Annotated in this window: 19 protein-coding genes; 10 read left to right on the top strand and 9 right to left on the bottom strand. The window is 42.9% G+C overall.

All coding sequences use genetic code 11. From position 1 onward, the window contains the following. Window positions 1-54: 54 nt before the first annotated feature. Together ACP14V_RS11410 and ACP14V_RS11405 are read right to left on the bottom strand one after the other, a co-directional pair. Window positions 55-1,335 (bottom strand): carboxypeptidase-like regulatory domain-containing protein, encoded by a 1,281-nt coding sequence (locus tag ACP14V_RS11410; protein WP_272610632.1) that lies wholly within the window; start codon window positions 1,333-1,335, stop codon window positions 55-57. Window positions 1,336-1,489: 154 nt separating this feature from the next. Beyond that, on the bottom strand, window positions 1,490-3,955 hold the full coding sequence (locus ACP14V_RS11405; protein ID WP_272610631.1) for a M14 family metallopeptidase: 2,466 nt from the start codon (window positions 3,953-3,955) through the stop codon (window positions 1,490-1,492). 162 nt (window positions 3,956-4,117) lie between these two features. Between ACP14V_RS11405 and bshC the strand changes: the two genes are divergently transcribed. Next, window positions 4,118-5,719, top strand: a complete 1,602-nt coding sequence (gene bshC / locus ACP14V_RS11400; RefSeq protein ID WP_272610630.1) for a bacillithiol biosynthesis cysteine-adding enzyme BshC — start codon at window positions 4,118-4,120, stop codon at window positions 5,717-5,719. 203 nt (window positions 5,720-5,922) lie between these two features. Here the strand turns inward: bshC and pgmB are convergent, their stop codons facing one another. After that, on the bottom strand, window positions 5,923-6,582 hold the full coding sequence (gene pgmB / locus ACP14V_RS11395) for a beta-phosphoglucomutase (protein ID WP_272610629.1): 660 nt from the start codon (window positions 6,580-6,582) through the stop codon (window positions 5,923-5,925). Between the two features lie 243 nt (window positions 6,583-6,825). Here pgmB and guaA point away from each other — a divergent pair, with 243 nt between their 5' ends. The 4 genes from guaA to ACP14V_RS11375 are packed head-to-tail and all read left to right on the top strand — an operon-like array spanning window position 6,826 to window position 11,402. Further along, window positions 6,826-8,358: a glutamine-hydrolyzing GMP synthase gene (guaA, locus tag ACP14V_RS11390; RefSeq protein ID WP_272610628.1), complete on the top strand. Its 1,533-nt coding sequence runs from the start codon at window positions 6,826-6,828 to the stop codon at window positions 8,356-8,358. After that, window positions 8,355-10,499 carry a LysM peptidoglycan-binding domain-containing protein gene (locus tag ACP14V_RS11385; protein ID WP_272610627.1) on the top strand — a complete coding sequence of 715 codons (2,145 nt, stop codon included), beginning with the start codon at window positions 8,355-8,357 and terminating at the stop codon, window positions 10,497-10,499. Before guaA ends, ACP14V_RS11385 begins: the two co-directional genes overlap by 4 nt. Further along, a complete protein-coding gene (locus ACP14V_RS11380; protein WP_272610626.1) occupies window positions 10,477-10,881 on the top strand; it encodes an OsmC family protein in 405 nt (134 codons plus the stop codon). Before ACP14V_RS11385 ends, ACP14V_RS11380 begins: the two co-directional genes overlap by 23 nt. Beyond that, window positions 10,869-11,402: a DUF922 domain-containing protein gene (locus tag ACP14V_RS11375; protein WP_272610625.1), complete on the top strand. Its 534-nt coding sequence runs from the start codon at window positions 10,869-10,871 to the stop codon at window positions 11,400-11,402. Before ACP14V_RS11380 ends, ACP14V_RS11375 begins: the two co-directional genes overlap by 13 nt. A gap of 124 nt (window positions 11,403-11,526) precedes the next feature. Here the strand turns inward: ACP14V_RS11375 and ACP14V_RS11370 are convergent, their stop codons facing one another. Next, window positions 11,527-13,125, bottom strand: a complete 1,599-nt coding sequence (locus tag ACP14V_RS11370) for a sulfatase family protein (protein ID WP_272610624.1) — start codon at window positions 13,123-13,125, stop codon at window positions 11,527-11,529. Between the two features lie 135 nt (window positions 13,126-13,260). Here ACP14V_RS11370 and ACP14V_RS11365 point away from each other — a divergent pair, with 135 nt between their 5' ends. Continuing rightward, window positions 13,261-13,458 (top strand): hypothetical protein, encoded by a 198-nt coding sequence (locus tag ACP14V_RS11365; RefSeq protein ID WP_136566840.1) that lies wholly within the window; start codon window positions 13,261-13,263, stop codon window positions 13,456-13,458. A 10-nt stretch (window positions 13,459-13,468) separates the two neighbouring features. Here ACP14V_RS11365 and ACP14V_RS11360 read toward each other — a convergent pair whose 3' ends face one another. From ACP14V_RS11360 to ACP14V_RS11345, 4 genes are all read right to left on the bottom strand, one after another. After that, entirely contained in the window at window positions 13,469-14,428 is a 960-nt protein-coding gene (locus ACP14V_RS11360; RefSeq protein ID WP_272610623.1) for a beta-1,6-N-acetylglucosaminyltransferase, read from the bottom strand. A gap of 294 nt (window positions 14,429-14,722) precedes the next feature. Beyond that, window positions 14,723-15,310, bottom strand: coding sequence for a helix-turn-helix domain-containing protein (locus tag ACP14V_RS11355; protein WP_272610622.1), 588 nt, complete (start codon window positions 15,308-15,310; stop codon window positions 14,723-14,725). Window positions 15,311-15,437: 127 nt separating this feature from the next. After that, window positions 15,438-15,872, bottom strand: coding sequence for a hypothetical protein (locus tag ACP14V_RS11350; RefSeq protein ID WP_272610621.1), 435 nt, complete (start codon window positions 15,870-15,872; stop codon window positions 15,438-15,440). Window positions 15,873-15,892: 20 nt separating this feature from the next. After that, window positions 15,893-16,756, bottom strand: coding sequence for a hydroxypyruvate isomerase family protein (locus ACP14V_RS11345; RefSeq protein WP_272610620.1), 864 nt, complete (start codon window positions 16,754-16,756; stop codon window positions 15,893-15,895). Window positions 16,757-16,803: 47 nt separating this feature from the next. Between ACP14V_RS11345 and ACP14V_RS11340 the strand changes: the two genes are divergently transcribed. The 3 genes from ACP14V_RS11340 to yidC all read left to right on the top strand — a co-directional run bounded on the left by ACP14V_RS11340 (window position 16,804) and on the right by yidC (window position 20,681). Further along, entirely contained in the window at window positions 16,804-17,046 is a 243-nt protein-coding gene (locus ACP14V_RS11340) for a DUF3820 family protein (protein WP_136566836.1), read from the top strand. Window positions 17,047-17,095: 49 nt separating this feature from the next. Continuing rightward, a complete protein-coding gene (locus ACP14V_RS11335) occupies window positions 17,096-18,730 on the top strand; it encodes a CTP synthase (protein WP_136566835.1) in 1,635 nt (544 codons plus the stop codon). Window positions 18,731-18,797: 67 nt separating this feature from the next. Next, entirely contained in the window at window positions 18,798-20,681 is a 1,884-nt protein-coding gene (yidC, locus tag ACP14V_RS11330) for a membrane protein insertase YidC (protein WP_272610619.1), read from the top strand. Window positions 20,682-21,023: 342 nt separating this feature from the next. Here the strand turns inward: yidC and ACP14V_RS11325 are convergent, their stop codons facing one another. Continuing rightward, window positions 21,024-22,895 (bottom strand): fasciclin domain-containing protein, encoded by a 1,872-nt coding sequence (locus ACP14V_RS11325; protein WP_272610618.1) that lies wholly within the window; start codon window positions 22,893-22,895, stop codon window positions 21,024-21,026. Between the two features lie 200 nt (window positions 22,896-23,095). Here ACP14V_RS11325 and mnmA point away from each other — a divergent pair, with 200 nt between their 5' ends. Beyond that, window positions 23,096-24,286, top strand: a complete 1,191-nt coding sequence (gene mnmA / locus ACP14V_RS11320) for a tRNA 2-thiouridine(34) synthase MnmA (RefSeq protein WP_272610617.1) — start codon at window positions 23,096-23,098, stop codon at window positions 24,284-24,286. Window positions 24,287-24,299 lie beyond the last annotated feature (13 nt).

Here is a 24,299-nt window from a genome sequence, read left to right as displayed (position 1 = left end):
TTGGCTGAGCCATGGAACTGCTATAAAAGTAAACGGAATGGATGGTTTTGACAACTATTTGCTTCGGCGTTCTATTCTACGCAGTTGTCTTTGGATTTTCTTGATGGCAGACTCAATGGACCTTTCGGGTTCTATGATGTTATATTCGCCCCAAAAGTCTGGGTCTGAAAACCCAATTGCTTCATCACTGAGTATAATGGATTTTTTTATGCGTTCCCGGTTTTTGGGCAATTGTCCGCTCTCGTTTCGTTCCCAATCCGTAACAGCCATTTCAGCGGTCATGCTATATACCGAATTGAACAGACGGTCTTCCCAATCTATTTTAAATTCCAGCATTACACTGCTATACCCATAATACCATTTCCCGCCTTTTTCGCGGTAATCCACACGATAGGCGACCTCAGTAGGCCAAACATCCACACCCATAGGTTTTCGTCTGACAAAAAGTTGCGAAGCTAAATCCTTGTCTGTAATATTCAGGGAATACACGGCACTCGTCAAAGTTTTGTTTTCTACATCAATAAAAAGTTCGCCATTGTACAAAGGAGCGGTTACGGTTTCCCGCTGATTGAATTTAATGACATAGATCAGGCGGTCATTAATTCGGGTAGACCGACCAAAAGAAAACGTATAATCTGAAAGGGATCCCTCTCCAAATAGAAACTCTGGGTATTTCATAATGTCCACATACAGTGTGTTGAATGGCCCCCCCTGTAACTTAAGGGCAACGGTGTCCAATTTGCTGTAATCTGTACTTTTTCGAGCCTTGTAAAGTTCCAGGGCATCATTGCGCGCAGAATTATAGGGCGATTTATAGATACTGACAACGGCCTCGGACAGCGATACATTTTTTCTGCGCTTCCTAATGGTTTCCCTATAGAAAGCGGTCATCAAAGTAGGGTCGCTGAAATAGTTATCACCTTTTCGTGCCAAAGTTTCCTTAACCAATGCTGCAGCATCTTTGGGCACGTTGATGTTGATTTCCGAAAGCTCGGTAATGGAGACCGACAATGAAATTCTGTTTTTTTCAGGTTGTAAGCTTGATAGTGGGATTGTCTTGTTTTTGTATCCCAAAAAGGATACGATCACATTGCCATCGGTTATGTTTTTTGGAACCTTGAGCAAAAAACCACCTTCCGTATTGGTTATGGTACTTATGTTGGTGCCTTCAACCGCAAGTGTGGCAAATACCAAAGGGTTGTTTGTAGACTCGTCTACCACTTCACCTTGATACTGATTAAAGTCGACAGTGGTGTCCACATTTTCCTGAAAGGCCAGCACTTTGGATGGATTCCACTGTAAAGCAATGAGTACCAAAAACAAGGTTCCCTTCACTAATTTTTTCTTGAAAAAACACCTAATAGCACATTTTGTACCCATAACCGTATACTTGTTGTTACCTTTAAAGATACAAAATTTTGAAGTTTATGGTGCGTTCAAAATTCTTAAAATATCAGTACTAATTGGTTTTAAATCAGATAAAAAGAGATTAGTCTACCATAAAAAGTGCATTGGCGAAAAACAGTTTTCCATTTTCCCAGAAGCCTCTAAAAAGTGGGTTGTCTATCATGTAGACCACTTGGCCTGAACCAAAGTTTTCCGCGCCGTAAATAAGAGATTCCGCCACTTGGGCCTGAGCATCGCTTCCCGCGAATCCCGAAAAAGGTTTCGTAGTTTTTTCCAAGAAAACGGCATTGCCATTTTTCAGATAGTTATAGCTGACATTTCCAAGTTTTAGCGTGAAATAATCTTTACCGTACCCATAGGCCAAGGGATGGGTGTTATCTACTTTGGTCTTAAAAATAGCGCCGGTGATGGCCCTCTTTATCTGTTCTCTTTCCAAATTTTCATGGGGACTCGGGACATTGCTGGTTGAGTCGGTATCCATTTCCTTTTTTTCAATACCAAATCCATTTTCGCCATCAATGGCGCCAATAGCATCGCCCATGGCAATGAGCTTACCACCCTTTTGTACCCATTCGCGAAGTCTTTTGAGTTGTTTTTCGTCAAAATAGTTCCCATATCTTCCATCGGGCAAGATTAAAATGTTGTAGTCGTCCAAATTGACCCTTTGTGCATATGAGTCGTCTATAACCGTTAAGGGATAGTGCAATTGTTGCTCAAAGAAATGCCAGATTTCTCCAAACCTTAAGGTCGAGGTTGGTCCCCCCGATAAAATGGCCACCTTGGGTTTGGAAATCATTTTTACATAACTAGATCCGAAATCCTTACCAGAATCCACAAAGCCAGTATTGGCCAAGGTGAAGTCTTTTTGGTGCTTGGACATCAATTCCAAGAGGGAGGTGTAAAAGTCAGATTTGTGTTGATTGTCTCCCTGGGTAACAATCAATGTTCCCCTTTCAAAAGACTTCCCATCCAAGGTAAACGGATGGTCTGCTTTTCTCACGCGAATTCCTTTTGTGAGCAATTCTGCCAAAAAACGGGCATCTTTCATGCTGTTCCAATCAAACAGATAGGCGTATGCTTGATCATTAGGTCTTCCAACACTAATACTTGCCACAGAATCTTTGTTTGTATTTGTTGGTGTTGCATTGATCAACGAGGTAGAAGCAATGGCATCCAACCCATAGGCATAGGGCAGGGACCAGGCCGTAATGTCATAGGTGAGCGAATCGGTAAGCTTGGCATTGGGTTCAAACAGAACCTTTACCAAGGTACCCTTAGGCTGATTGGTGGAGACAACAACACTGTTGGAGGAGGTTGCCATACTGCCGTTGGAGCCTGTACTGTAATCGAAGCCTTTTACCAACCCATTTGAAGGGTGCCCAAAAGTAATCCTATGCTTTTCCAATAACGTTTTAAGCGCATCTATTTTATCCTTATCCCCATTTAAGACATAACTTTTGTACTTGAAATTTTGATTTTGATAAAACTTCCTGAATTCGGTGTTCAATTTATCGGCATTTTGGGAAGATACTTCCACTGTGGAAAGTCCTGTGGTAAAGTGGTGTGCAATCCTATCCTTTAGGGTAAGGGTGTCGCCAATCCTGGTAATGATTCCTAAACCAGCGCGTCCGCTCCCTCCTTGCTCGTAGGTCATTCCAATGGCTCCATTGTACATGGGGTAGGTGTCCCCGTAGCTTGGATAGAAAAGGTCAAATACTTCCTTGGTGAAATAAAACCAACCATTGGCATCAAAATATTTGGCGTGGTTTCGTCCAAGGGTAATTTGGAAATTTCTCTGAAAATCAGTGATCACTTCGTGGTAAGGTTCCGCAGCAGGGGCAAAATAGTATGGATTGTCCACACCCTGTTCGTGAAAGTCCACATGTACGTGGGGCAACCAGTCATTATAGACTTCTATACGTTGTTGGCTTTCAATTTGGGTAAGCCAGGCCCAATCACGGTTTAAGTCAAACATATAGTGATTGCTCCTTCCATTCCACCAACCTTCATGGTGTTCCTTACTATTGGGGTCTACCTGATAGGGTGTGTTTTTATATTGATTGTACCAATTGCTGTAACGGTCCCTTCCATCAGGGTTTATGCAAGGATCCATGATGACCACGGTGTTTTCAAGATAGGAACTCTTGCTGGTCAAAAGCTCATAAATGGTCTTCATGGAAGCTTCGGTACTCACACTTTCGTTGCCATGAACGTTGTAGCTCAACCAAACAATTGCCTTGGTGTTGGTTCCGGTTCCGTCCATATCCTTTAAGTGTTCTTGTCGGATGGTTTCCAAATTGGACATGTTGGCTGCAGACGTGACATAAGCCAACAATAAAGGGCGTCGTTCATTGGTCTGGCCATAAACGGTAAGCTTCACCCTGTCAGGGGCTTGTTCGGCCAAATACTCGTAGTAATCCACCACCTCATGATGACGGGTAAATTCGGTGCCCAATTCGTACCCCAAAAACTCGGAGGGGGATTTTAACTGTTGGGCCGATATTGCTAAAGTGAATAATGCTGTGAGAAAAAATAAAAATTTTGTCATGTATGGGTCAATTAGTCGTAATCAAATCTAACAATAAATTGGATGACAGACCTACTTTTTTGTATCTGTGCGGAGAAGGGTATCCAGGAAAACGTAATTAACGTATTTTTAGGATGAGAAAAAAAGAAGAGGTTTATCTTTGATCACCTCATTACAGTTTTAATGGAAGTAGATTGTATACCCTTTAAGGAAACCGGTTATTTTTCCAAGCTTATTTGTGATTATCTAGACCAACGGAAAGACTTAGAACAATTTTATAACCGATTCCCCTCACCTGAAAATTTTGCGGAACAGATCAAGGAGAAGAGTGATGCCTACACTTTTTCGAACCGGGCGATACTTGTACAAGCTTTGCGAGAACAATATAAGGGTATGGCAATCTCAGAGGTGACCGAGGCCAATGTAACCTCTTTAGAGGAGAAAAATACGTTTACGGTGGTCACAGGGCATCAGTTAAACCTTTTTACAGGACCGCTGTACTTTTTGTACAAGATTGTATCAACCATTAATCTTGCCAAGGAACTAAAGCGCATATATCCCGAACATCAATTTGTACCGGTGTATTGGATGGCCACCGAAGACCACGATTTTGAGGAAATCAATTACTTCAATCTTCATGGAAAAAAGGTGCAATGGAGCAGGTCGTCCTCAGGAGCTGTAGGCATGTTGGATACGAAAGGTCTAGATGCGGTGTTTGAGACTTTATCGGCCGAATTGGGAAAAACCGGAAATGCAGAAACTTTAAAAGTGCTTTTCAAAAAAGCATATTTGGAGCATTCAAATTTGGCAAAGGCCACCCGGTATTTGGTGAACGAACTGTTTGGTGAACATGGATTGGTGATCGTGGATGGAGATGCCCCATCGCTTAAAAAACTACTGGTTCCCTATGCTGAAAAGGACATTTTTGAACAGATTCCTTATAACAAGGTAACGGAATCCATAGGAGAACTGGAAAAGGTGTCTTCTGACTATACAATACAAGTAAATCCGAGGGAAATCAATTATTTCTACCTTAAAGAAGGGCTCCGGGAACGGATTGTGGAACAGCATGGGAAGTTTCATGTGGTGAATACCGAAATAGAATTTTCCAAAAAAGAACTTAGCGAGGAACTGCATAAACACCCTGAACGATTTTCCCCAAATGTGATTGCCCGTCCTTTGTACCAAGAAGTGATTTTGCCCAATCTTGCCTACATTGGTGGTGGAGGGGAATTGGCCTATTGGTTGGAACTGAAATCGTATTTTGATGAAATGGACATCACTTTTCCTATGTTGATGCTCCGTAACTCTGCTTTGGTGATTACAGAAAAACAGGCCGATAAAATAAACAGGCTGGATTTAAAAGTATCCCATCTTTTTTTGAAACAGAATACGTTCATTAACAAAAAGATCAGGGAAATTTCCAATATCGATATTGATTTTTCTCCCCAGAAAAAATATTTGGAAGAGCAGTTTGAGCAGATGTATCAACTTGCTGAAGAAACCGATAAAAGCTTTTTGGGTGCGGTAAAGGCCCAAGAAATCAAGCAAAAAAAGGGTCTGGATGCTTTGGAGAAAAGACTTTTAAAGGCACAAAAACGAAAGTTGAGAGATCATGTGGTCAGAATGACTGACATCCAGAATGAACTCTTCCCGAACAAATCCCTTCAAGAGCGCCAACTCAATTTCTCAGAACTATATCTAGAGCTGGGAGAAAATCTGATTCCCAATCTTTTGGATTCCCTTGATCCATTTTCGGGGACGTTTTCAATTTTAAAATACTAACTGGGTCAAGTATTTTTCAATCAGCAAAAAAAAATCAAAAACAAAGTAGGGTATTTTTCCTTGTAGTTGTTTTACTAGTGAAAATTGCTATGAAGAATTTAAATGAATGAGTTGGTTAACTCATATGTTTAGGTTGGTTTTGATTTTATTTAAAAAGCCCTGGAGTGGTTCCCAGGGCTTTTTGTTTTTTATGGCTTAAGCTATTAGAACAAATCAGCGAAGTGGGATTTCACCTCAAACAAAGTGGCCTCTTTCATGGTGTCAAACCTTAAATCTGCATGGCCCACACGGTCTTCGGGTCCAATACCCACACTATGGAAACCTCCTGCTTTGGCAGCATCAATACCTTTTTCGGCATCTTCCACCACAATACAGTTATTGGGGGGTAGCCTTAACTTTTCTGCGGCGTAAAGGAAAATATCTGGCTCAGGTTTGCTTTTGGCTACGCTATTGCCGTCCCCAATGACATCAAAATAGGGCATGGCATTTAACTGCTGCAATACTTTAAGGGCATTTTTACTGGCGCTTCCCAAGGCTACGCTGAAACCTTCTGTTCTTAGGTGCGTTAATAATTCCTTTGCACCAGATAGATAATCTTCCGGGGTCATATGGTCCAAACTGGCCACGTAGAGGTCATTTTTTTTGGTGGCTAGATCAATTACCGTCTGTTCATCCAGGGTAACTTTGTTATGGTCCATAATAACTTTAATGGAATCCATTCGGGAGATGCCCCGAAGTTTTTCATTGAGTTCCCGGTCAAAATCCCAACTCATTTCATCAGACAGCTTTTTCCAAGCTTCGTAATGTAATTCTGCAGTATCGGTAATTACTCCATCCAAATCGAAGATGAAACCTTTGATCATGGTTCAGTGTTTTAAAGAAATGCAAAGAAATGACGAAAAGTGTTAAGAAAAAAACTACAAAACGTTATGTTCAGTTCAGGGGAATAATTTTTGTTGAGCCCTAATGGGTTTCCGTTTAGAAAAAAGAATACACTTTACTGAAAATCTGCAATTAGCATTTCACACCTGAAAACTTTTGAAAAGTTGTCATAAATATCCTTTAAAAGATCCCTTTCCAAAAAAACCAAATTGCTATTTTTGCCCATGCATAACAACGTACTCATCCTAGACTTTGGTTCCCAGTACACACAATTGATCGCGAGACGCGTTAGGGAACTGAACATTTACTCAGAAATAAAACCATACAACAAGTTGCCCGAGGATTTATCGGAGTATAAGGCAGTTATCCTATCGGGGTCACCGTCTTCCGTAAGAGGTGAAAATGCCCCGCATCCCGATCTATCCGAAATCAAGGGGAAAAAACCTTTGCTCGGAATTTGCTATGGTGCCCAATACCTGTCCCATTTCAATGGTGGGAATGTGGCTCCTTCCGCTACCCGGGAGTATGGCCGAGCCAATCTCTCCTTTGTAAAAGAAGGGGAAGCCTTTTTGGAAGGCCTGGGAGAAGGAAGCCAAGTGTGGATGAGCCATAGTGATACCATCAAGGAACTTCCTGACGGGGCAGTCCGGCTGGCGAGCACCCACGATGTGGAGAACGCAGCCTATAAAATTAAAGGTGAGAATACCTACGGAATCCAGTTTCACCCCGAAGTATACCATACTACCGATGGCTCTAAACTGTTGGAGAACTTTTTGGTAAAAATAGCCGGATTGAAACAGGATTGGACCCCGGATGCGTTTGTAGAGACCACCGTGGCAGAGCTAAAAAAGGAAATAGGCGATGAGAAGGTGATCCTTGGACTTTCAGGGGGTGTGGATTCCAGCGTAGCGGCCATGTTGTTGCACAAGGCCATTGGCAGTCATCTCCACTGCATTTTTGTGAACAACGGATTGTTGCGCAAAAATGAGTTTGAAAGTGTGTTGGACCAATACGAGCACATGGGGCTCAATGTGAAGGGAGTTGATGCTTCGGCACGTTTTTTGGAAGCATTGAAAGGAGAATCGGACCCGGAGAAGAAACGAAAGATCATTGGAAGGGTCTTTATTGAGGTCTTTGATGACGAATCCCACAAAGTGGAAAACGCAAAGTGGCTGGCCCAAGGCACCATTTATCCCGATCGGATTGAATCCGTTTCGGCCAGTGGAGGCCCTTCGGCAGTGATCAAGAGCCACCACAATGTAGGCGGATTACCGGATTATATGAAACTAAAAATTGTGGAGCCCTTAAAAATGTTGTTCAAAGATGAGGTAAGAAGAGTTGGGGCAAGTATGGGTATGGAAGATTTTATTTTGGGGAGACATCCTTTTCCCGGACCTGGTCTGGGAATCCGTATCTTGGGGGACATTACCGCAGAAAAAGTGGCCATTTTACAGGAAGTTGATGCCATTTTTATTGATGGTTTGAAAAAATGGGGACTTTATGATAAGGTCTGGCAGGCCGGAGCCATGCTTTTGCCCGTAAATAGTGTAGGGGTCATGGGAGATGAGCGTACCTATGAAAAGTGTGTGGCGCTCAGGGCTGTGGAAAGCACGGACGGAATGACGGCAGATTGGGTAAATCTACCCTATGAATTTTTACAAAAGACCTCAAATGATATAATAAATAAGGTCAAGGGCGTTAATAGAGTAGTGTATGACATTAGCTCAAAGCCACCTGCAACTATAGAATGGGAATGAAAAAATATATCTTACAACTGGGCTTGGCGGTTATTTTTATGACCTCTTTCCAAGTTTTCGCGCAAGAATATGCAACACACGCCGTAAAGGAGGGAGAGACCTTACAGAGTATTTCCCAACAGTATAGGGTTACGCCTTATAGCATTTTACAGGCCAATAAGGAAATCAAAAGTGCTTCCGATGTAAAACCAAATACCATTTTGGTCATACCGTTGAAGGGTCCCATTGTTCAAAAAGAAAAGCCGAAAGAAGAAGAGCAGGAGGAAATCAAACCCTTAAGGTTTACCCGTCATAGAGTAAGAAGGAAGGAAACCCTTTTTGGACTTACCCAGAAATACGAAATCACCGAAGAGCAATTGAAACGCTACAACCGGGATTTATATTCCGAACCTCTTAAAAAAGGAATGGTGTTACAGATTCCCAAATTTCCGGAGATGGACCCTAACGATGAGCGTGAACTGGACTTTGAAACCTATACCGTTCAACCTAAGGAAACCCGGTGGAGCATTGCCCATAAATATGGTATTTCCGTAGATAGTCTATTGGTGTTGAACCCTGATTTGAGCAAAACATCCAACTATTTGGCAGCAGGGCAAGAACTAAAATTGCCACGTCCAAAAGGGGATAGTCTCAAGGAGCAACAAGTAGACTTGTTTACGTCATATACGGTGCCCCCAAAAATGACTTTGTATAGTCTGGGCAAGGAGTATGGAGTTCCTTCAGATTCCATTGTCAAGCTTAACCCCGAAATCATGAATCAAGGGGGATTAAAGGAGGGAATGGTCATCCGTCTCCCTAAAAAGAGGGATAATACTGGAGTGGTAAATACGGATAACTTCATCTTTTATGAGGTAAAACCCAAACAAAATATATTCAGGCTGACCCAAAATTTAAAGATTTCGAGGGAAGAACTTTTCCGTTTAAACCCTGATTTGGAAAATGGCCTAAAAGCTGGGATGGTACTCAAACTTCCAAAAGAGAAAGCTGCAGGACTTCAAGTGAAGAACGCTTTGGTATTGGACAGAGTTAACTTGGTGGATAGTATCAATGTTGAAAATAAACCCAAACTCGTCTTTATGCTGCCATTCCGATTGGATAGGGTTGAAGTGAACAACAAAGAAAAAACTGAAAGTCAGATCAAGACCAGACGGGATATGGCCTTGAGTCTTGGGTTTTATTCCGGGGCTTTGGTAGCTCTTGATTCCATTAAAAAGATGGGGGTTTCTGTTGATGTGAAAACTTACGATACCGAGTTGAGTCAGGCCAAAGTGAAGGAGATTCTTTTTAGGGAAAACCTACAAGGCGTAAATGCCATTATTGGCCCTATTGCTTCCGGTGCTTTGAGTGAAGTTGCTGTTGTGGCGGCAACCAAAAATATCCCAGTGATTGCCCCAGTGGCTTCAGATAGTCAATTGAGCCATAGTAATGTGTTCTTTTCGGTGCCCAAGGAAGAAATACTCAGGGAGAAGATGCTTTCTTATGTAAAGAAAATCCATAAGAACGAGAATGTGATCATTATTGCGGATTCTACCCATCAAGTGGCGCACGATTCCATTTTGAGCAAGTTTCCGGCTGCCCAGATTGCAAAAATCATCGACAATAAATCCTTGCATTTAGATAGGTTTCTATTAAAACTATCTGAAACGAAGGAAAATTGGGTGTTTTTGGAAACCGACCAGCCCAATATGATCTCAAGTGTCACATCCATCCTTAACTCGGCCATTACGGAAGACGTTAAAGTACGTATGTTCACCACAAGCTATAACAACAATGCTTATGAAGACGATGCAGTCTCTAATACGCATTTGTCCAATTTAAGGTTTACCTACCCCTCATTTTATAGGGAAACGGGCAACGATTTCTTTACCCGAGCTTATGAGAAACGATACAATGGATTAAGCCCCGATCGGTACGCCGTACGTGGGTTTGATGTGACCTATGACGTATTGTTGAAACTGGCGCACAAGAACAATCTTTTTGAAACCTCCAAGATTATAGGCCAAACGGAATATACAGGGAATAGTTTTGATTATATCAATGATTGGTCCTCCGGGTATTTCAATAGGGCCTGTTACATCATGGAGTATGATAGTTTGCAAATCAAAGAAGTAAAGTTGGATGACCTCAAAAGTAACCTATAACGGAAATCTTCGGACCACTTGTACGCATATCAGGTCCGGAAGTGAATATATTACAGATGCTCCCATAGACAATAATGGGAAGGGGGAAGCCTTTTCGCCCACAGATACCGTGGCCACAGGATTGGCCAATTGCATGATGACCATGATGGGCATCAAGGCTAGGGATATGGAGGTGGATTTAACAGGTTCCACGGCTGAGGTGACCAAGCATATGGCCGCCAATCCAAGGCGCATTTCAAAGATTGAGGTGAAATTGGAGCTGCCCGCCAGTGTTTCTGAAAAACACCGAAAAATTTTGGTACATACCGCCAATACATGCCCTGTACATTACAGTTTGCATCCCGATATTGAACGTGTAATCGATTTTCATTGGGTAAAATAGCAGCCATAGGATGTTTGTTGTTCCTTGGTTTTTTGGGTTTTGCACAGGAAATTGAGGAAGGGGTCCCTTGGGATGCCGGTAAACGCCTTGTTTGGGCCGATTTTAAGGGGAAAGTGCCCCCGGCAGCCGTTCCTGCGGCCACAACGGCCAGTGGCATCAGTTATACCTACTCTGCCAATTTAATGCACCATGAGGTAGAATTGGATTATGAGGTCACCGCCTATTTTTATCCCAACGAGTCTTGGTACAAACCATCTCTGGCCAATGATACCATATTGAGCCACGAACAGTTGCATTTTGACATTGCGGAGCTCTTTGCCCGTAAGATGCGAAACAGATTGGACCGCACCTCTTTTTCAGATAATGTAAAGGCTGAGGTCCGGGAAATCTATCAAGAGATTTTACAGGAACTCAAAGAGTTTCAGGAAGCCTACGATTGGGAGACCAACTTTTCCCGGAATGTGGAAAAGCAATTGGAATGGAACGCTAAAATTGCTAAGGAACTTCAGGCAGTGGAATAATTTCCCAACGAGGGTTCGAGTATTTTCCGAAGGAAAATGTATCGAGAACTTGTTTCCAATTCTCGATACGATTTTTTCCGTTGCACGTCAAAAACCACTCGAACCGACGAGCGAACGCTAGATTTTATTTCTTGTATTTATCGATGAACTTCTGGTCCAATTCCTCGGAATCCTTGTACTTCACCCGCAGGGCCTTTAATTCTTCCTTCAATTCCTCCCGAATTTCGGCATAGGCCGGGTCATCGTATACATTTTGCATTTCGTGGGGGTCTTTGGCAAGGTCGTACAGCTCCCATTCGTCCACATCATGGTAAAAATGAATCAACTTATACCGTTTGTTGGCCATACCGTAATGCCTTTTTACAGCATGCTCGGCAGGATATTCGTAATAGTGGTAATACACATTTTCCCTATCCCACTGTTCCAAATTCCCCGTCAAGATGGGCATTAGGCTTTCTCCTTGCATGTCATCCGGAATAGCGGCCCCGGCAGCTTCCAAAAAGGTTTGGGCAAAATCCAGGTTTTGGACCATTTCATCACTGGTGATTCCGGGTTTAATGGTGTTGGGCCAACGAATCAATAATGGTGTTCCAAAGGATTCCTGGTACATGAACCGCTTATCGAACCAACCATGCTCACCTAGGTAAAACCCTTGGTCCGAAGTGTAGACCACCAAGGTGTTCTCGGCCAAATCAGTTTCATCCAAATAGTCCAGCATCCGACCCACATTATCATCCACGGAGGCGATGGTGGCCAGATAATCCTGCATATAGCGTTGGTATTTCCAGCGGGTCTTTTCGGTATCGTCCATATTTGGCCACTTGGCCTTGAAATCTTCGGCAATGGCATCCAGAATGGGAAGGTACTCTGCCTGTTGTTCCTCGGTGAGGCGCGCCACTTCCCCACGACTGAAAAGCGGTCCGTTCCTAGGGTCGGTGTTCATGCCCAGCTTATCGGCAAGCTCGGGATAGACCTTGCAATCGTAGCTGAGGAGCATGTGCTTAAAAATGTTCATTTCGGCGGTACGGGCCGCGGCACCCCTACCAGAATAATCATCAAAAAGGGAGGCAGGTTCAGGGATTTCCTTTTCCAGATAGGCTTTGAACTTGTCCGCTTTGGGCCACCACGGGCGGTGTGGGGCCTTGTGTAGGTACATCATCAAAAACGGTTTTTCAGGGTCCCGCTTTTGGTCCAACCACTCCAAGGTCATATCGGTGATAATGTCTGATGCATAACCCATTTTTTGGATGGTATCGCCCTTGGGCGTTATAAAATCCGGATTCATGTAGCGTCCCTGCCCGGGCACGATCATAAATTCATCAAAACCCTTGGGACTGTTGCCAAAATGCAACTTGCCGAACATGGCCGTTTGGTATCCCGCCTTTTGCAACAACTGTGGAAAAGTCACCTGTGTGGTATCAAAAGGGGAGAGGTTGTCTATTTTTCCATTGATGTGGGTGTGCTTCCCGGTTAAAATGGTGGCCCGTGAAGGTGCACAGATGGAGTTGGTGACCGAGGCGTTGGTGAACAACATCCCTTCCTTGGCCAAACGGTCTATGTTGGGGGTCTGTATCAAGGTGGTGTCATAGGCGCTGATGGCTTGGTAGGCATGGTCATCGCTCATGATAAATAGGATGTTGGGCCGTTCCTTGGTGGTTTCTGCTTGTTCTTTTGGGGTGTCCTTACATCCAATAAGGAAGGAGATAAGGAGAAGGGGTAACATATATACGGGTTTAGACCTCATGGTGTTGGATGGGTTTGAAAATTTAAAGGTAGCAAATTCAAATGGTACGATAGATAGGGCTACTGTTTTGAAAACAATTCGAGAACTTGCGGAAACGAATTAATACAAGCCAATATGCCATCCAATAATCCATTCATCGAACTATCCAATTTTATAGAGGACACCTACGGCTCTCCTGAAGCCTTTGCCCAACAGTTAGATCTCGCGGTGGAAATGCTGTTTTATGTGGAAGAGGATACCTTTTCCCGAAGGGAACTGCAGGAAGTGGCTTCGGCGCTCATGAGTGTAATGCGGGTGCTACAGGGCAAATAAATATAATTTTTCATGGAGCCACTGAACGGCTTTGTACTTTTTGGTCTATTAAGTCCAATATTTCCCCATCCACATCCATTCTAAACTTGCGCGCAAACAATTTGTGTTCAGGTTGGTCTAGAAGTAAGCCTTTGTCTTCTTTGGAAAAGGTAACGGGTAGGGGTACATTTTTTCGTTCCCAATCCACAAAGTGAAGATTGTCCATAAGCTTAATGGTCTTATCTTCTTTCATGATTTCATGGAGTATGGTATGAAAGATTTGCTCATCTGGACACAAAGTGTACTTATAATACTTGAGCAGTCTGTCCTTGTGCAGATCTAAGTATGCCATGATTTTCTCCAACGTGGCACAGGTAAGACAGAACCAATTGGTACCCTTGTAGTGTTCTTTGAAGATGGATTTACGCTTGGGGTTGAACAACATAAAAAAATCCTTGGCCCTCAGCTTGCCCTTGACCAACAATTGTAGAATGGTTTTTAGATTTTCGGGATTGAATGAAAAAATGCTGTCCAGAATAACAAAATCTTCCCGCTGGGACGATAGGTTGATTTTATACTTTTTAACCCGGGTTCTGTATATGTCACTGTCTTTGGGAATTGGGGTAGTGGTATAGTCCAAAAAATCGTATTCTCCATAGGACTCCAGATAGGCATCAATGTATTTTGGGCTTTTAATAGGGTAGTCCTGCCCACTTATAAAGATGATCATGGAATTTTTGGGAGCGTCCTTCATGGCAACCTCCAACAAGTTTAGTGTTGCAGTTACTTGGGAAATATCGCCCCAGATACAATCTACCCTGGTATTGATGAATCTCACATTAGTGTTGGAGACGATGTTCTTAAATCGGGTAATATCGCTCTTAAGGTCAACGTGGATATAAAAGGTTGAATTTTCATCACTGAGCCTATCAATCATTCTTTTGAGCTGCTTTGGGTAATCGTGAGCCGTAATGATATATCTCTTGTCCATTGGCATCAAAATGTACACTGACCAAAATTATGGTACAGAGGTTTTCTTATTCAATGTGCAGTTTGGGGAGCTTTATGTGTGTATAAATGTAGTGAATTACAACGGATTATATGTTTGCGGTGGTTTTATGTTATTGTAAAGTATGTGTTTAGAGCCAGCGCGAACACTACTTATAAAAAAGATGTGGCCAGATATCGTACCTAAAAATTCATTCCTTTAGAAGGGATTTCATCCTTTCAGGTAACCTTGATCTTTAAGGATGTGGTGGTGGGTGTTGGGGATATCTTATAAGTTCTATCGAATAAATCGCAATGCAATCGGGAAATAGTTTTTCATCCTGTCCTTTAGGGTAATCGCCACGACCAATATATAAATAATATTTAAAAGATAAAGACCAAAGATATAAGTAATCAGTACGTTCCAAGGACTAAGATAGGTGTTGCTGGTTGAAATGGAAAAGTCGAAAAACCGGTTTATGATGAACCAAACATAGGGGAGCGCAAACACTATGGTCCAAGTAATCTGAAAATTCAATAGGTTTTTGGCATAAAAATCAATGTTTTTGACATTGTTCTTACGCATCAACCATAAAATCAAGGGGAGAATAATGTTTCCCAGAGGCAGGACAACAAAGACCAAGGTGGAAAAATGCATCGCCTTTATATATCCCATATTGCTTTTGGGCCCATGTTCCATAAGCTCATCCATCGGAACTTCTAGAGCGTCCGCAATTCTTTTGAGGGTTTCCCCGTGGGGATTGGTATGCCCTTTTTCTATCCTTTGTAGCGTCCGAAGATTGATTTGGGCACTGTCTGCCAGTTTTTCTTGGGTCAGTCCTTTTGATTTTCTGAGCGTGCAGATGCTCTGGCCTAGATCATCCATTTTTAAATTTTTGAAGTTCAGGTCAAAAGTATGTCCCCATGCTTAAAAACCAGATGGTCTGTTTGCGACTTTTTTGCGGCATTTCCATAAAGAAGCTTTTATGAATAGTGTTGAACGTTTACAAGGTTCATGGCCAATCATAGGTTTCATCATCTTTAAATGGAACTCCCATTTCCACATCCAGAACTACGCCATACTCACAATTTAGGCTTAGCCAATACGCTTCGTTGAAGTACATGGTCAGAAATTCAAACTCGTCTTTTTCCCATTCCTGTACTTCGGGGAAACCCTGCTCCATGACAAGTTCAGATTTTGCCCGTATGATCGGATTGCCCTTACAACTCAGTTCAGGGTGCATTGTTCGGATATATCCAAGGCGGTCATTTTCGTTTCTATAGAAAGTTAAGCGAAGCAATTTTTCATGCCATTCAAAGATCGTTTCGCTGTCTCCATGATCATCCAAATGAAAAATCTGATCGGGGTTGCCCAAAATTTCAATGACTTCCTTTTGGGTCATTCCAAATTTTAAATTGTCTATCCCAATTTTAGGTTTGAGTTCCATGTATCGATGAATTGGTATTGCTAAATATCACACCGTAAAAATCCATCCTTTAAGGCAGCGATTTTGTCCTCCCAAGTGGTGATAAACTCTTGGGCCACATACCCTGTAAACCCGGTTTCATGGATGGCCTTGATAATGGCCGGGTAGTAAAGCTCTTGGGTCTCATCGATTTCGTTGCGACCGGGAACCCCTGCGGTATGGTAGTGCCCAAAATAGGGATGGTAGTTGCGTATACTGCGGATAATGTCACCCTCTTGTATCTGCATATGGTAAATATCGAACAACAACTTAAAGTTATCGCTGCCCAAGTGCTTGCAGAGTTCCACCCCCCAAAGCGAGTTATCGCACATATAATCCTTATGGTCCACTTGGTTGAACAGCTCCATCTGGATGACCACCCCGTGCTCTTCGGCCAAGGGGATGATCTGTGACAGTCCGTCCACACAGTTTTGCAGTCCCACATAATCGTTCATGCCCCTGCGGTTACCACTAAAGCAGATGAGGTTGGTGTAACCGGCCTCAGCCACCTTGGGGATCATCTCCGTATAATTTTTAATGAGTTGTTCGTGGTATTTGGGGTCGTTCCACCCTTCGGTAAGGCTTATCTCGGCCCCGTTGCACATGGAGCAGTGGATGTCGTATTTTTTCAACAAGGGCCAATCCTTGGGACCGATCAGGTCAACGGCTTTTACGCCCAAACTATTCAGGGTCTTCAGGAAATCCTCCAAGGGAATATCGGAAAAACACCAGTGGCAGACACTATGGTTGATGTTGTTCTTCAGTTTGAATTCTTTCTGTGGCGTTTGGTCTTGCGCAAGGCCGGAAACCGATGCCAAACCCGCTGAACCCGCGGCCGCCGTGGCAATAAAATTTCTTCGCTTCATGTTTTCGGAGTGATTGTTCCGGGAAAGATAGTACATTGCCCCTTCAAATGGAAATGCAACCGGATAGAGAACAGCTGTTGGAAATGGCCCATTACAGAATGCCCTTTGGCAAGTACAAGGGGCGGTATTTGGTGGACTTGCCGCTGCCTTATTTGGTGTGGTTTAGGCAAAAAGGCTTTCCCGAAGGGAAATTGGGCAACTACCTGAATACCATGCTTACCATTAAGGACAACAACCTGGAACCGCTCATCAGAAAACTTCAAAAAGAATTTCCGAAGGAATCCTCCTGATTTCTGAGCTGCAATTTGTACCTTTACGCCCCGTAATAGAAAGATTAATATGTCACAGACCAAGTACATTTTCGTTACGGGAGGCGTAACTTCATCCTTGGGTAAAGGAATCATCGCCGCATCTTTGGCCAAATTGCTACAGGCCAGGGGTTACCGGACCACCATACAAAAATTAGACCCCTATATCAACGTAGATCCAGGGACCCTGAATCCTTACGAGCATGGCGAGTGTTATGTGACCGATGATGGTGCAGAGACCGACTTGGATTTGGGACACTACGAGCGTTTTTTGAACGTGCGCACTTCCCAAGCCAATAACGTTACCACAGGACGTATCTACCAAAGTGTGATTGAGAAGGAGCGAAGAGGGGAATTTTTGGGGAAGACCGTGCAGGTGGTACCCCATATTACCAATGAAATTAAAGAGCGTATCCAGATTTTGGGCAAAAGTGGCGATTATGATATCGTGATCACCGAAATCGGCGGTACCGTGGGGGATATTGAGTCCCTACCTTATATTGAAGCCGTGCGTCAGTTGCTTTGGGAACTGGGGGAGCACAACGGTATTGTGGTACACCTTACCTTGGTGCCATTCTTGTCGGCTGCTGGTGAGTTGAAGACCAAACCTACACAGCACTCCGTAAAAACCTTGATGGAAAGTGGGATAAAGGCCGATATTTTGGTATGCCGTACCGAACACAATATTTCCGAAGACATCAAAGAAAAATTGGCCCTGTTCTGTAATGTAAAGAAAGAAGCTGTGGTTCAGTCGATTGATGCATCTACTATTTATGATGTTCCCATTTTAATGCAGGAGGAAGGGTTGGATACTGTTGCCTTGGAGAAATTGGCTTTACCAAAAGATACCGAACCCAATTTGGATCAGTGGAAAGAGTTCTTGAAACGACACAAAAATCCAAAAAACAAAGTGGTTATTGGGTTGATTGGAAAATACGTGGAACTTCCAGATTCCTATAAATCCATTCAAGAAGCATTTATCCACGCTGGAGCAACCAATGAAGTTGAAGTTGAGGTGCGTTCCATCCATTCGGAGCATCTTACTGCCAAGAATATCGACAAAAAATTGATGGGACTGGACGGTCTTTTGGTGGCACCTGGTTTTGGGGAACGTGGTATTGAGGGTAAAGTGATGGCAGTGCGGTATGCCCGGGAGAACGATATGCCATTTTTGGGCATTTGTCTTGGTATGCAGATGGCTGTAATAGAATTTGCACGTAACGTTTTGGATATGGCAGGTGCCAATTCCACCGAAATGGATAAGGAAACGGCTTATCCTGTCATAAGTTTGATGGAAGAGCAGAAATCCGTGACCGATATGGGCGGGACCATGCGTTTGGGTGCCTGGGATTGCCATCTTACCGAGGGTAGTTTGGTACATGAGGTGTATGGCACTTCGGATATTGCGGAACGCCACCGTCACCGTTATGAGTTTAACAACGCCTACAAACAGCAGATGGAAGAAGCTGGATTGGTACCTACTGGGTTTAACCCCAAGACCGGTTTGGTGGAGGTCGTGGAAATACCTTCGCACCCTTGGTTCATTGGTGTACAATATCATCCAGAGTATAAAAGTACTGTTGCCAGCCCACATCCCTTGTTCGTGGGTTTTGTAAAGGCCGTACTGGAACAGAAACAGAAACAAAAGAATGCCAGTTTGGCATAAAGTGCGGTTTTGGGCATATATTTGCGAGCTGAATACCGATAAAGAAGATTTCTACTAAATAATTTTCATGGAAGAAAAGAAGCTGGATATCAATTCCATTATTGGATTTGTACTGATTTTTGGGATACTTATTTTTATGTTTTACCAGAATCAGCCTACACCAGAAGAGCTGGAAGCACAGAAAGCAGAGCAAGAAAAGATTGAGGCTGCGGCAAAACAGGAAGAACAGGTTGAGGTAACCCCAACCCCGGTACAACAAGCACAGAGCGTAGATTTAAACGATTCCACTGCGGTGGCCAATTACAAGAGTGCCGTTGGGGCATTTGGTTTTACCCAAGCTGCTGAAGGAACCACCAAACTGGAGAACGAAGTGCTTTTCTTGGAGGTGGCCAATAAAGGTGGTCAGATTATAGAGGCAAGGGTTAAAAATTTTGTCACCTACGACTCCGTCCCTGTTTACTTGGTAAAGGATGGCAACGCCAATTTTGCCCTCAACTTTTCGGCCAATGATAATAGGGTGCTCAATACGGCAGACCTGTATTTTGAGCCGTCACTATCCAAAAATGGAGATAATCAGGTACTTTCCATGAAGGCCAAGGTGGCCGACAATCGTTTTTTGGAATACCGATATGAAATGAAGCCCAATGATTATTTGGTGGATTTTACCATTCGTTCCCAAGGATTAAATGGGGTTATCAATAGCACTAGGCCCATTACCCTCAATTGGGAAATGAATGGAATACGACACAACAAAAGTGTACAGTACGAGAACCGCTATACCCGTTTGACATACAACCATGAAGATGGTAAGATCAGTAAACTTTCCGAGAGTAGCGATTTGGATGAAGAAACCGAAGAGGATATCAAATGGCTTTCTTATCGACAACACTTCTTCAGCTCCATCTTGGCTTCGGACAACCACTTTAAAACTGCGGAACTCAGTTCCAAAAATTTAGTGGAAGAAGAAGGCAAAGATGTTATGTTCACTAAGGCATACAGCACCAAAGCGCCCCTAGAGCTGCAAGGTGGAGAACTGTCGCAGAACATGCATTGGTATTATGGCCCCACCGATGTTAAGGTATTGGATGATTATAAAGATTTGGGCTTAGCTGACTCTATTCCCTTTGGTTGGGGAATTTTTGGATGGATCAATCGATATATATTTACACCGTTTTATGGTTTCTTAAGTTCCTTCCTTCCGTTCGGGATCGCCATTGTGGTGATGACCATTTTGGTACGTTTGGCATTATCGCCTGTTACCTATAAATCCTATCTCTCACAAGCTAAAATGAAAGTGTTGAAGCCTGAGATTACGGAAATCAACGAGAAGTACAAGGACAACGCCATGAAAAAGCAGCAAGAGACCATGAAGCTGTACAACAAGGCGGGAGTGAGCCCAATGAGCGGTTGTATTCCAGCATTGATGCAGTTGCCTATTTTCTATGCATTGTTTATGTTTTTCCCGACCTCATTTGCGTTGCGTCAAAAACCATTTTTGTGGGCAGAGGATTTGGCTTCGTATGACTCTATTTTTGAATGGACTACCAATATTCCGGTCATATCCAGTTTCTATGGAAACCACGTGAGTTTGTTCCCGATTTTGGCCTCCATTGCCATCTTCTTCTATATGATGATGACCACGGGGCAGAGCATGCAGATGCAACAGCAGCCCGGTATGCCCAACATGAAGTTCATTATGTACCTGTCTCCACTGATTATGTTGATTTTCTTCAACAACTACGCCAGTGGCTTGAGTTTGTATTATTTCATCTCCAACCTGATCACGATCTTTATCATGTTGGCCATTAAGAACTACATTTTGGATGAGAACAAGATCCACGCACAGATTCAGGAAAACAAAAAGAAACCGAAAAAGGAAAACAAGTTCCAACGCAAGATGCGTGAGATGATGGAACAGGCCGAAGAGCAGAAAAGGACTGGAAAAAGATAATAGCCCTGAAAATTATCACTTGCCATTACCTATAAATGGTATGTTCTTTTAAGCTGAAATGCATTAAGACTTTTGGAACGTTACAGAAGTAAATAAAAAAACTCCCTCAAGAACTTTGGGGGAGTTTTCCATTTGCAGGTATAGTTTGGAAAGATTTGGGACTTCAAAGATGCGGCATTACTGTTGGGTAAAAAATTAATAGTTGTCAAAATGGGTGTTTTTGTATGGTAAAAGAACCCCTTTTGATGTGTCATCGATGAACGGTAAATGTATATCGATAAAAAGCCCCCAAGAAGAATTCCTTGGGGGCTTTTTTTGTAGTAATCAGCTTACTTGTATATGCTAATTCATGGTATCGGGAACAAGTACCCCGTCCAAAACATGGATTACACCGTTTATGGCTTGTACATCAACAGCATCAATACCAATGCCTGTGTTTCCTGAACCATCGGTTACATCGGCTATATTATCTCCAGTTCCGGGTAGATTAATGGTAATATCATCCCCTTCCAGAGTTGTGGCCATGATACCATCGGTTAAATCTCCAGAGCGTACATTGGCGCCAGCAACCACGTGATGTTGCAAAATAGGAATTAAGTCACCTTCTGCTGGAATGGATGCAAGAGCTGCGAAGGCATCATTGGTTGGAGCAAATACGGTGAATGGATCATTGCCAGCTCCACCTTGGGCAGATAGTACACTAACAAAATCAACACTTGGGGTAAGCTCGGTCAAGGCTTGTACCAAAGTGGAGAAATTAGGGTCTGCGACGGCAAAGGTTACTACTGTTGGAAGGTCAATAACTGCATCTACGGCATGTATCACCCCGTTGGTGGCCACAATATCGGCAATGGCTACGTTGCTCACACCATTTAAGGTAACACCATCATCTGTATTGATATACAAACTTAGGTTCTCGTCAGTGTCAAATTCAGCAGCCGTGTTTACATACGAGTTGGTCAATCCGGAAGAGAAGGCCGAAGCACCTACCACAACATGATTGGATAGAATGGCATTCAAATCATTGGAATTGGGATTGGTAAATGCTGCAAACGCATCATTGACTGGTGCAAAAACGGTGAATTCCTCTTCTTCATTGGACAACAAATCTGTGAAGGTGGTGTTTCCTCCATCGGTAAGGGCAGCTACCAAAGAAGTTAAGTTGGGATTGGCTACTGCATGATCTACAATATTGGGCAGATCAATTACCGCATCAACTACGTGTACTACACCATTGAGTGCTTTTACATCAGGAATCACCACAGAGGAAACTCCGTTGAAAGTTACTCCATCAGAAGCATCAAAGAAGATACTCATATTGGCATCTTGTGCACCTCTGGCCAATGTTGAGGTATACCCAGAACCAAGACCTGTGAGGTCTGTACTGTAGATAGCACCTTCAATAACATGGTTTAATAAAATTTGGGTAAGTACTTCAACAGGAACATCATCCAAAGACGCACCATCCAAGAAGGTTTCAAAAGCCTCATCGGTTGGGGCAAGTACAGTGAATGGACCATCGCCTCGCAAGGCATTTGGTAAATCGCCATCCGCAGCAATTAGAGCGGCAACAAGATTTTCAAGATTTTCATTTCCAATGGCCAAATCGGTGATGGGAACCAAAAGAATATCGGACAATGCATCTAGAATGGTTTGTGGAAGAAGAACTTTGTCTATGATGTGAACCACTCCATTGCTGGTGGTAACATTGGCAGTCGTTACTTGGGCGGGAGTATCGGTAGCGTCACCAATGAATACACCACCTTCGGTACTTACCGTAAGTGTTGCACCCTGCAAAGTGGTTAAGGTTTGACCGTTACTTAAATCGGAAGACGTGGCGGCCGTTCCGCTAATTACATGATAGGTAAGAATTACAGCGAGCAAGTCTTGAAGTTGCTCAGAATTAAAATCGTCCAAAGAATCAAAACCATCCAATTGGGTCAACAAATCTGAAAAAGCAGCATTGGTAGGTGCAAAGACCGTGAAAGGCCCTTCGCCACTTAAAGCACTAACCAAGTTATTGTTGGCACTTTCATCGGCTTTTTGTAGAGCACTTACCAAGCTGCTCAGTTCTGCTGTGGCTTGGGCGGCATCGACAATGGTTGTCGTAGTCTCAGGTGGAGGGGTCGTTCCATTATCATCGTCCGAACAGGACACGAACAATAATGTAAAAATCAATAAGGGTAATCGAATACATTTAATTAGTGCTTTCATGGGATTGTTGTTTAAAAGTGTTTAACGTTACGAATATAAAGTTAAACAAAATAAATTAATTGTGTTTAACAATTTTTATAAAAAGTTTAACAAAAAAATGTATCGATATCATTTTCAGTAAGTTCTAATAGAAATTAGCTACTGATTGTTTCATGGTTTACTAATTGGTATTTTGTAATTTTGCATCTTATTTATAGGTGATGAAAAAGGTAGTTATAGGACTTTCGGGCGGAGTAGATTCCAGTGTGTCGGCTTACTTGTTGAAGGAGCAAGGGTACGAGGTCATTGGACTTTTTATGAAGAATTGGGTAGATGATTCCGTAATCATATCCGAAGAATGTCCTTGGGTTGAGGATAGCAATGATGCGCTTATTGTAGCCGAAAAACTGGGAATACCATTTCAGACAGTGGATTTAAGTGCCGAGTATAAGGAGCGTATTGTGGACTATATGTTCAATGAATACGAAAAAGGAAGGACCCCGAATCCAGATGTTTTGTGCAATAGGGAAATTAAGTTTGATGTTTTTCTAAAAATTGCCTTGCAACTAGGTGCAGATTATGTGGCCACGGGTCACTATTGTCGCAAAGGAACCATTATAAACGAAGATGGCTCTGAAACGTATCAACTTTTGGCAGGAAAGGACACTAATAAGGACCAATCGTATTTTTTATGTCAGCTTTCACAGGAGCAACTTTCAAAAACACTGTTTCCCATTGGCGAGCTTACCAAACCAGAAGTTCGACAGATAGCCACTGAAAATGATTTGATCACTGCAGATAAGAAAGATTCACAAGGATTGTGTTTTATTGGAAAGGTGCATTTGCCGGAATTTCTTCAACAAAAGTTAAAGCCCAAAGCAGGTGTCATTGTTGAAGTACCCCAAACCGCATCCCAATTTTCGGTTTCTGTTCCCAATTTTAAGAACAAACGGGAAGAACTGGCCTTCAATGCCGAAAAACCTGTTTACTCAGAAGCGGACGGAAAAGTTGTGGGCCAGCACCAAGGCGCACATTATTTTACCATTGGTCAACGAAAAGGGCTTAATGTAGGGGGTACCAAGGAACCTTTGTTTGTTATTGAAACCGATGTGGATAAAAATATCATTTATACCGGACAGGGGAAATCCCATCCCGGATTGTACCGTCATACTTTGTTTGTAAAAGAGGACGAATTACACTGGGTACGCACCGATTTGGCCTTGGACGTGGACGGGACCATGCAGGTCATGGCACGAATACGGTACAGACAACCTTTGCAGAAAGCCACTTTGTACAAAACCGATACTGGATTGTATGTGGATTTTGAAGAGAAGCAATCTGCCATTACTGAGGGTCAATTTGTAGCGTGGTACCTAGAAGATGAATTGGTGGGCTCGGGAGTGATATCATAATCAAAAAAATGAT

The organism is Flagellimonas alvinocaridis (assembly GCF_965248585.1).
GTDB lineage: Bacteria > Bacteroidota > Bacteroidia > Flavobacteriales > Flavobacteriaceae > Flagellimonas > Flagellimonas alvinocaridis.
Note: the sequence above shows the minus strand (reverse complement) of the source record. Positions and strands in the feature narration are given on the sequence as shown.

Coding starts and splice junctions, on each gene's coding strand:
- ACP14V_RS11405 (WP_272610631.1), bottom strand. CDS start 3,955: ATGACAAAATTTTTATTTTTTCTCACAGCATTATTCACTTTAGCAATA.
- bshC (WP_272610630.1), top strand. CDS start 4,118: ATGGAAGTAGATTGTATACCCTTTAAGGAAACCGGTTATTTTTCCAAG.
- pgmB (WP_272610629.1), bottom strand. CDS start 6,582: ATGATCAAAGGTTTCATCTTCGATTTGGATGGAGTAATTACCGATACT.
- guaA (WP_272610628.1), top strand. CDS start 6,826: ATGCATAACAACGTACTCATCCTAGACTTTGGTTCCCAGTACACACAA.
- ACP14V_RS11385 (WP_272610627.1), top strand. CDS start 8,355: ATGAAAAAATATATCTTACAACTGGGCTTGGCGGTTATTTTTATGACC.
- ACP14V_RS11380 (WP_272610626.1), top strand. CDS start 10,477: ATGACCTCAAAAGTAACCTATAACGGAAATCTTCGGACCACTTGTACG.
- ACP14V_RS11370 (WP_272610624.1), bottom strand. CDS start 13,125: ATGTTACCCCTTCTCCTTATCTCCTTCCTTATTGGATGTAAGGACACC.
- ACP14V_RS11365 (WP_136566840.1), top strand. CDS start 13,261: ATGCCATCCAATAATCCATTCATCGAACTATCCAATTTTATAGAGGAC.
- ACP14V_RS11360 (WP_272610623.1), bottom strand. CDS start 14,428: ATGGACAAGAGATATATCATTACGGCTCACGATTACCCAAAGCAGCTC.
- ACP14V_RS11355 (WP_272610622.1), bottom strand. CDS start 15,310: ATGGATGATCTAGGCCAGAGCATCTGCACGCTCAGAAAATCAAAAGGA.
- ACP14V_RS11350 (WP_272610621.1), bottom strand. CDS start 15,872: ATGGAACTCAAACCTAAAATTGGGATAGACAATTTAAAATTTGGAATG.
- ACP14V_RS11345 (WP_272610620.1), bottom strand. CDS start 16,756: ATGAAGCGAAGAAATTTTATTGCCACGGCGGCCGCGGGTTCAGCGGGT.
- ACP14V_RS11340 (WP_136566836.1), top strand. CDS start 16,804: ATGGAAATGCAACCGGATAGAGAACAGCTGTTGGAAATGGCCCATTAC.
- ACP14V_RS11335 (WP_136566835.1), top strand. CDS start 17,096: ATGTCACAGACCAAGTACATTTTCGTTACGGGAGGCGTAACTTCATCC.
- yidC (WP_272610619.1), top strand. CDS start 18,798: ATGGAAGAAAAGAAGCTGGATATCAATTCCATTATTGGATTTGTACTG.
- ACP14V_RS11325 (WP_272610618.1), bottom strand. CDS start 22,895: ATGAAAGCACTAATTAAATGTATTCGATTACCCTTATTGATTTTTACA.
- mnmA (WP_272610617.1), top strand. CDS start 23,096: ATGAAAAAGGTAGTTATAGGACTTTCGGGCGGAGTAGATTCCAGTGTG.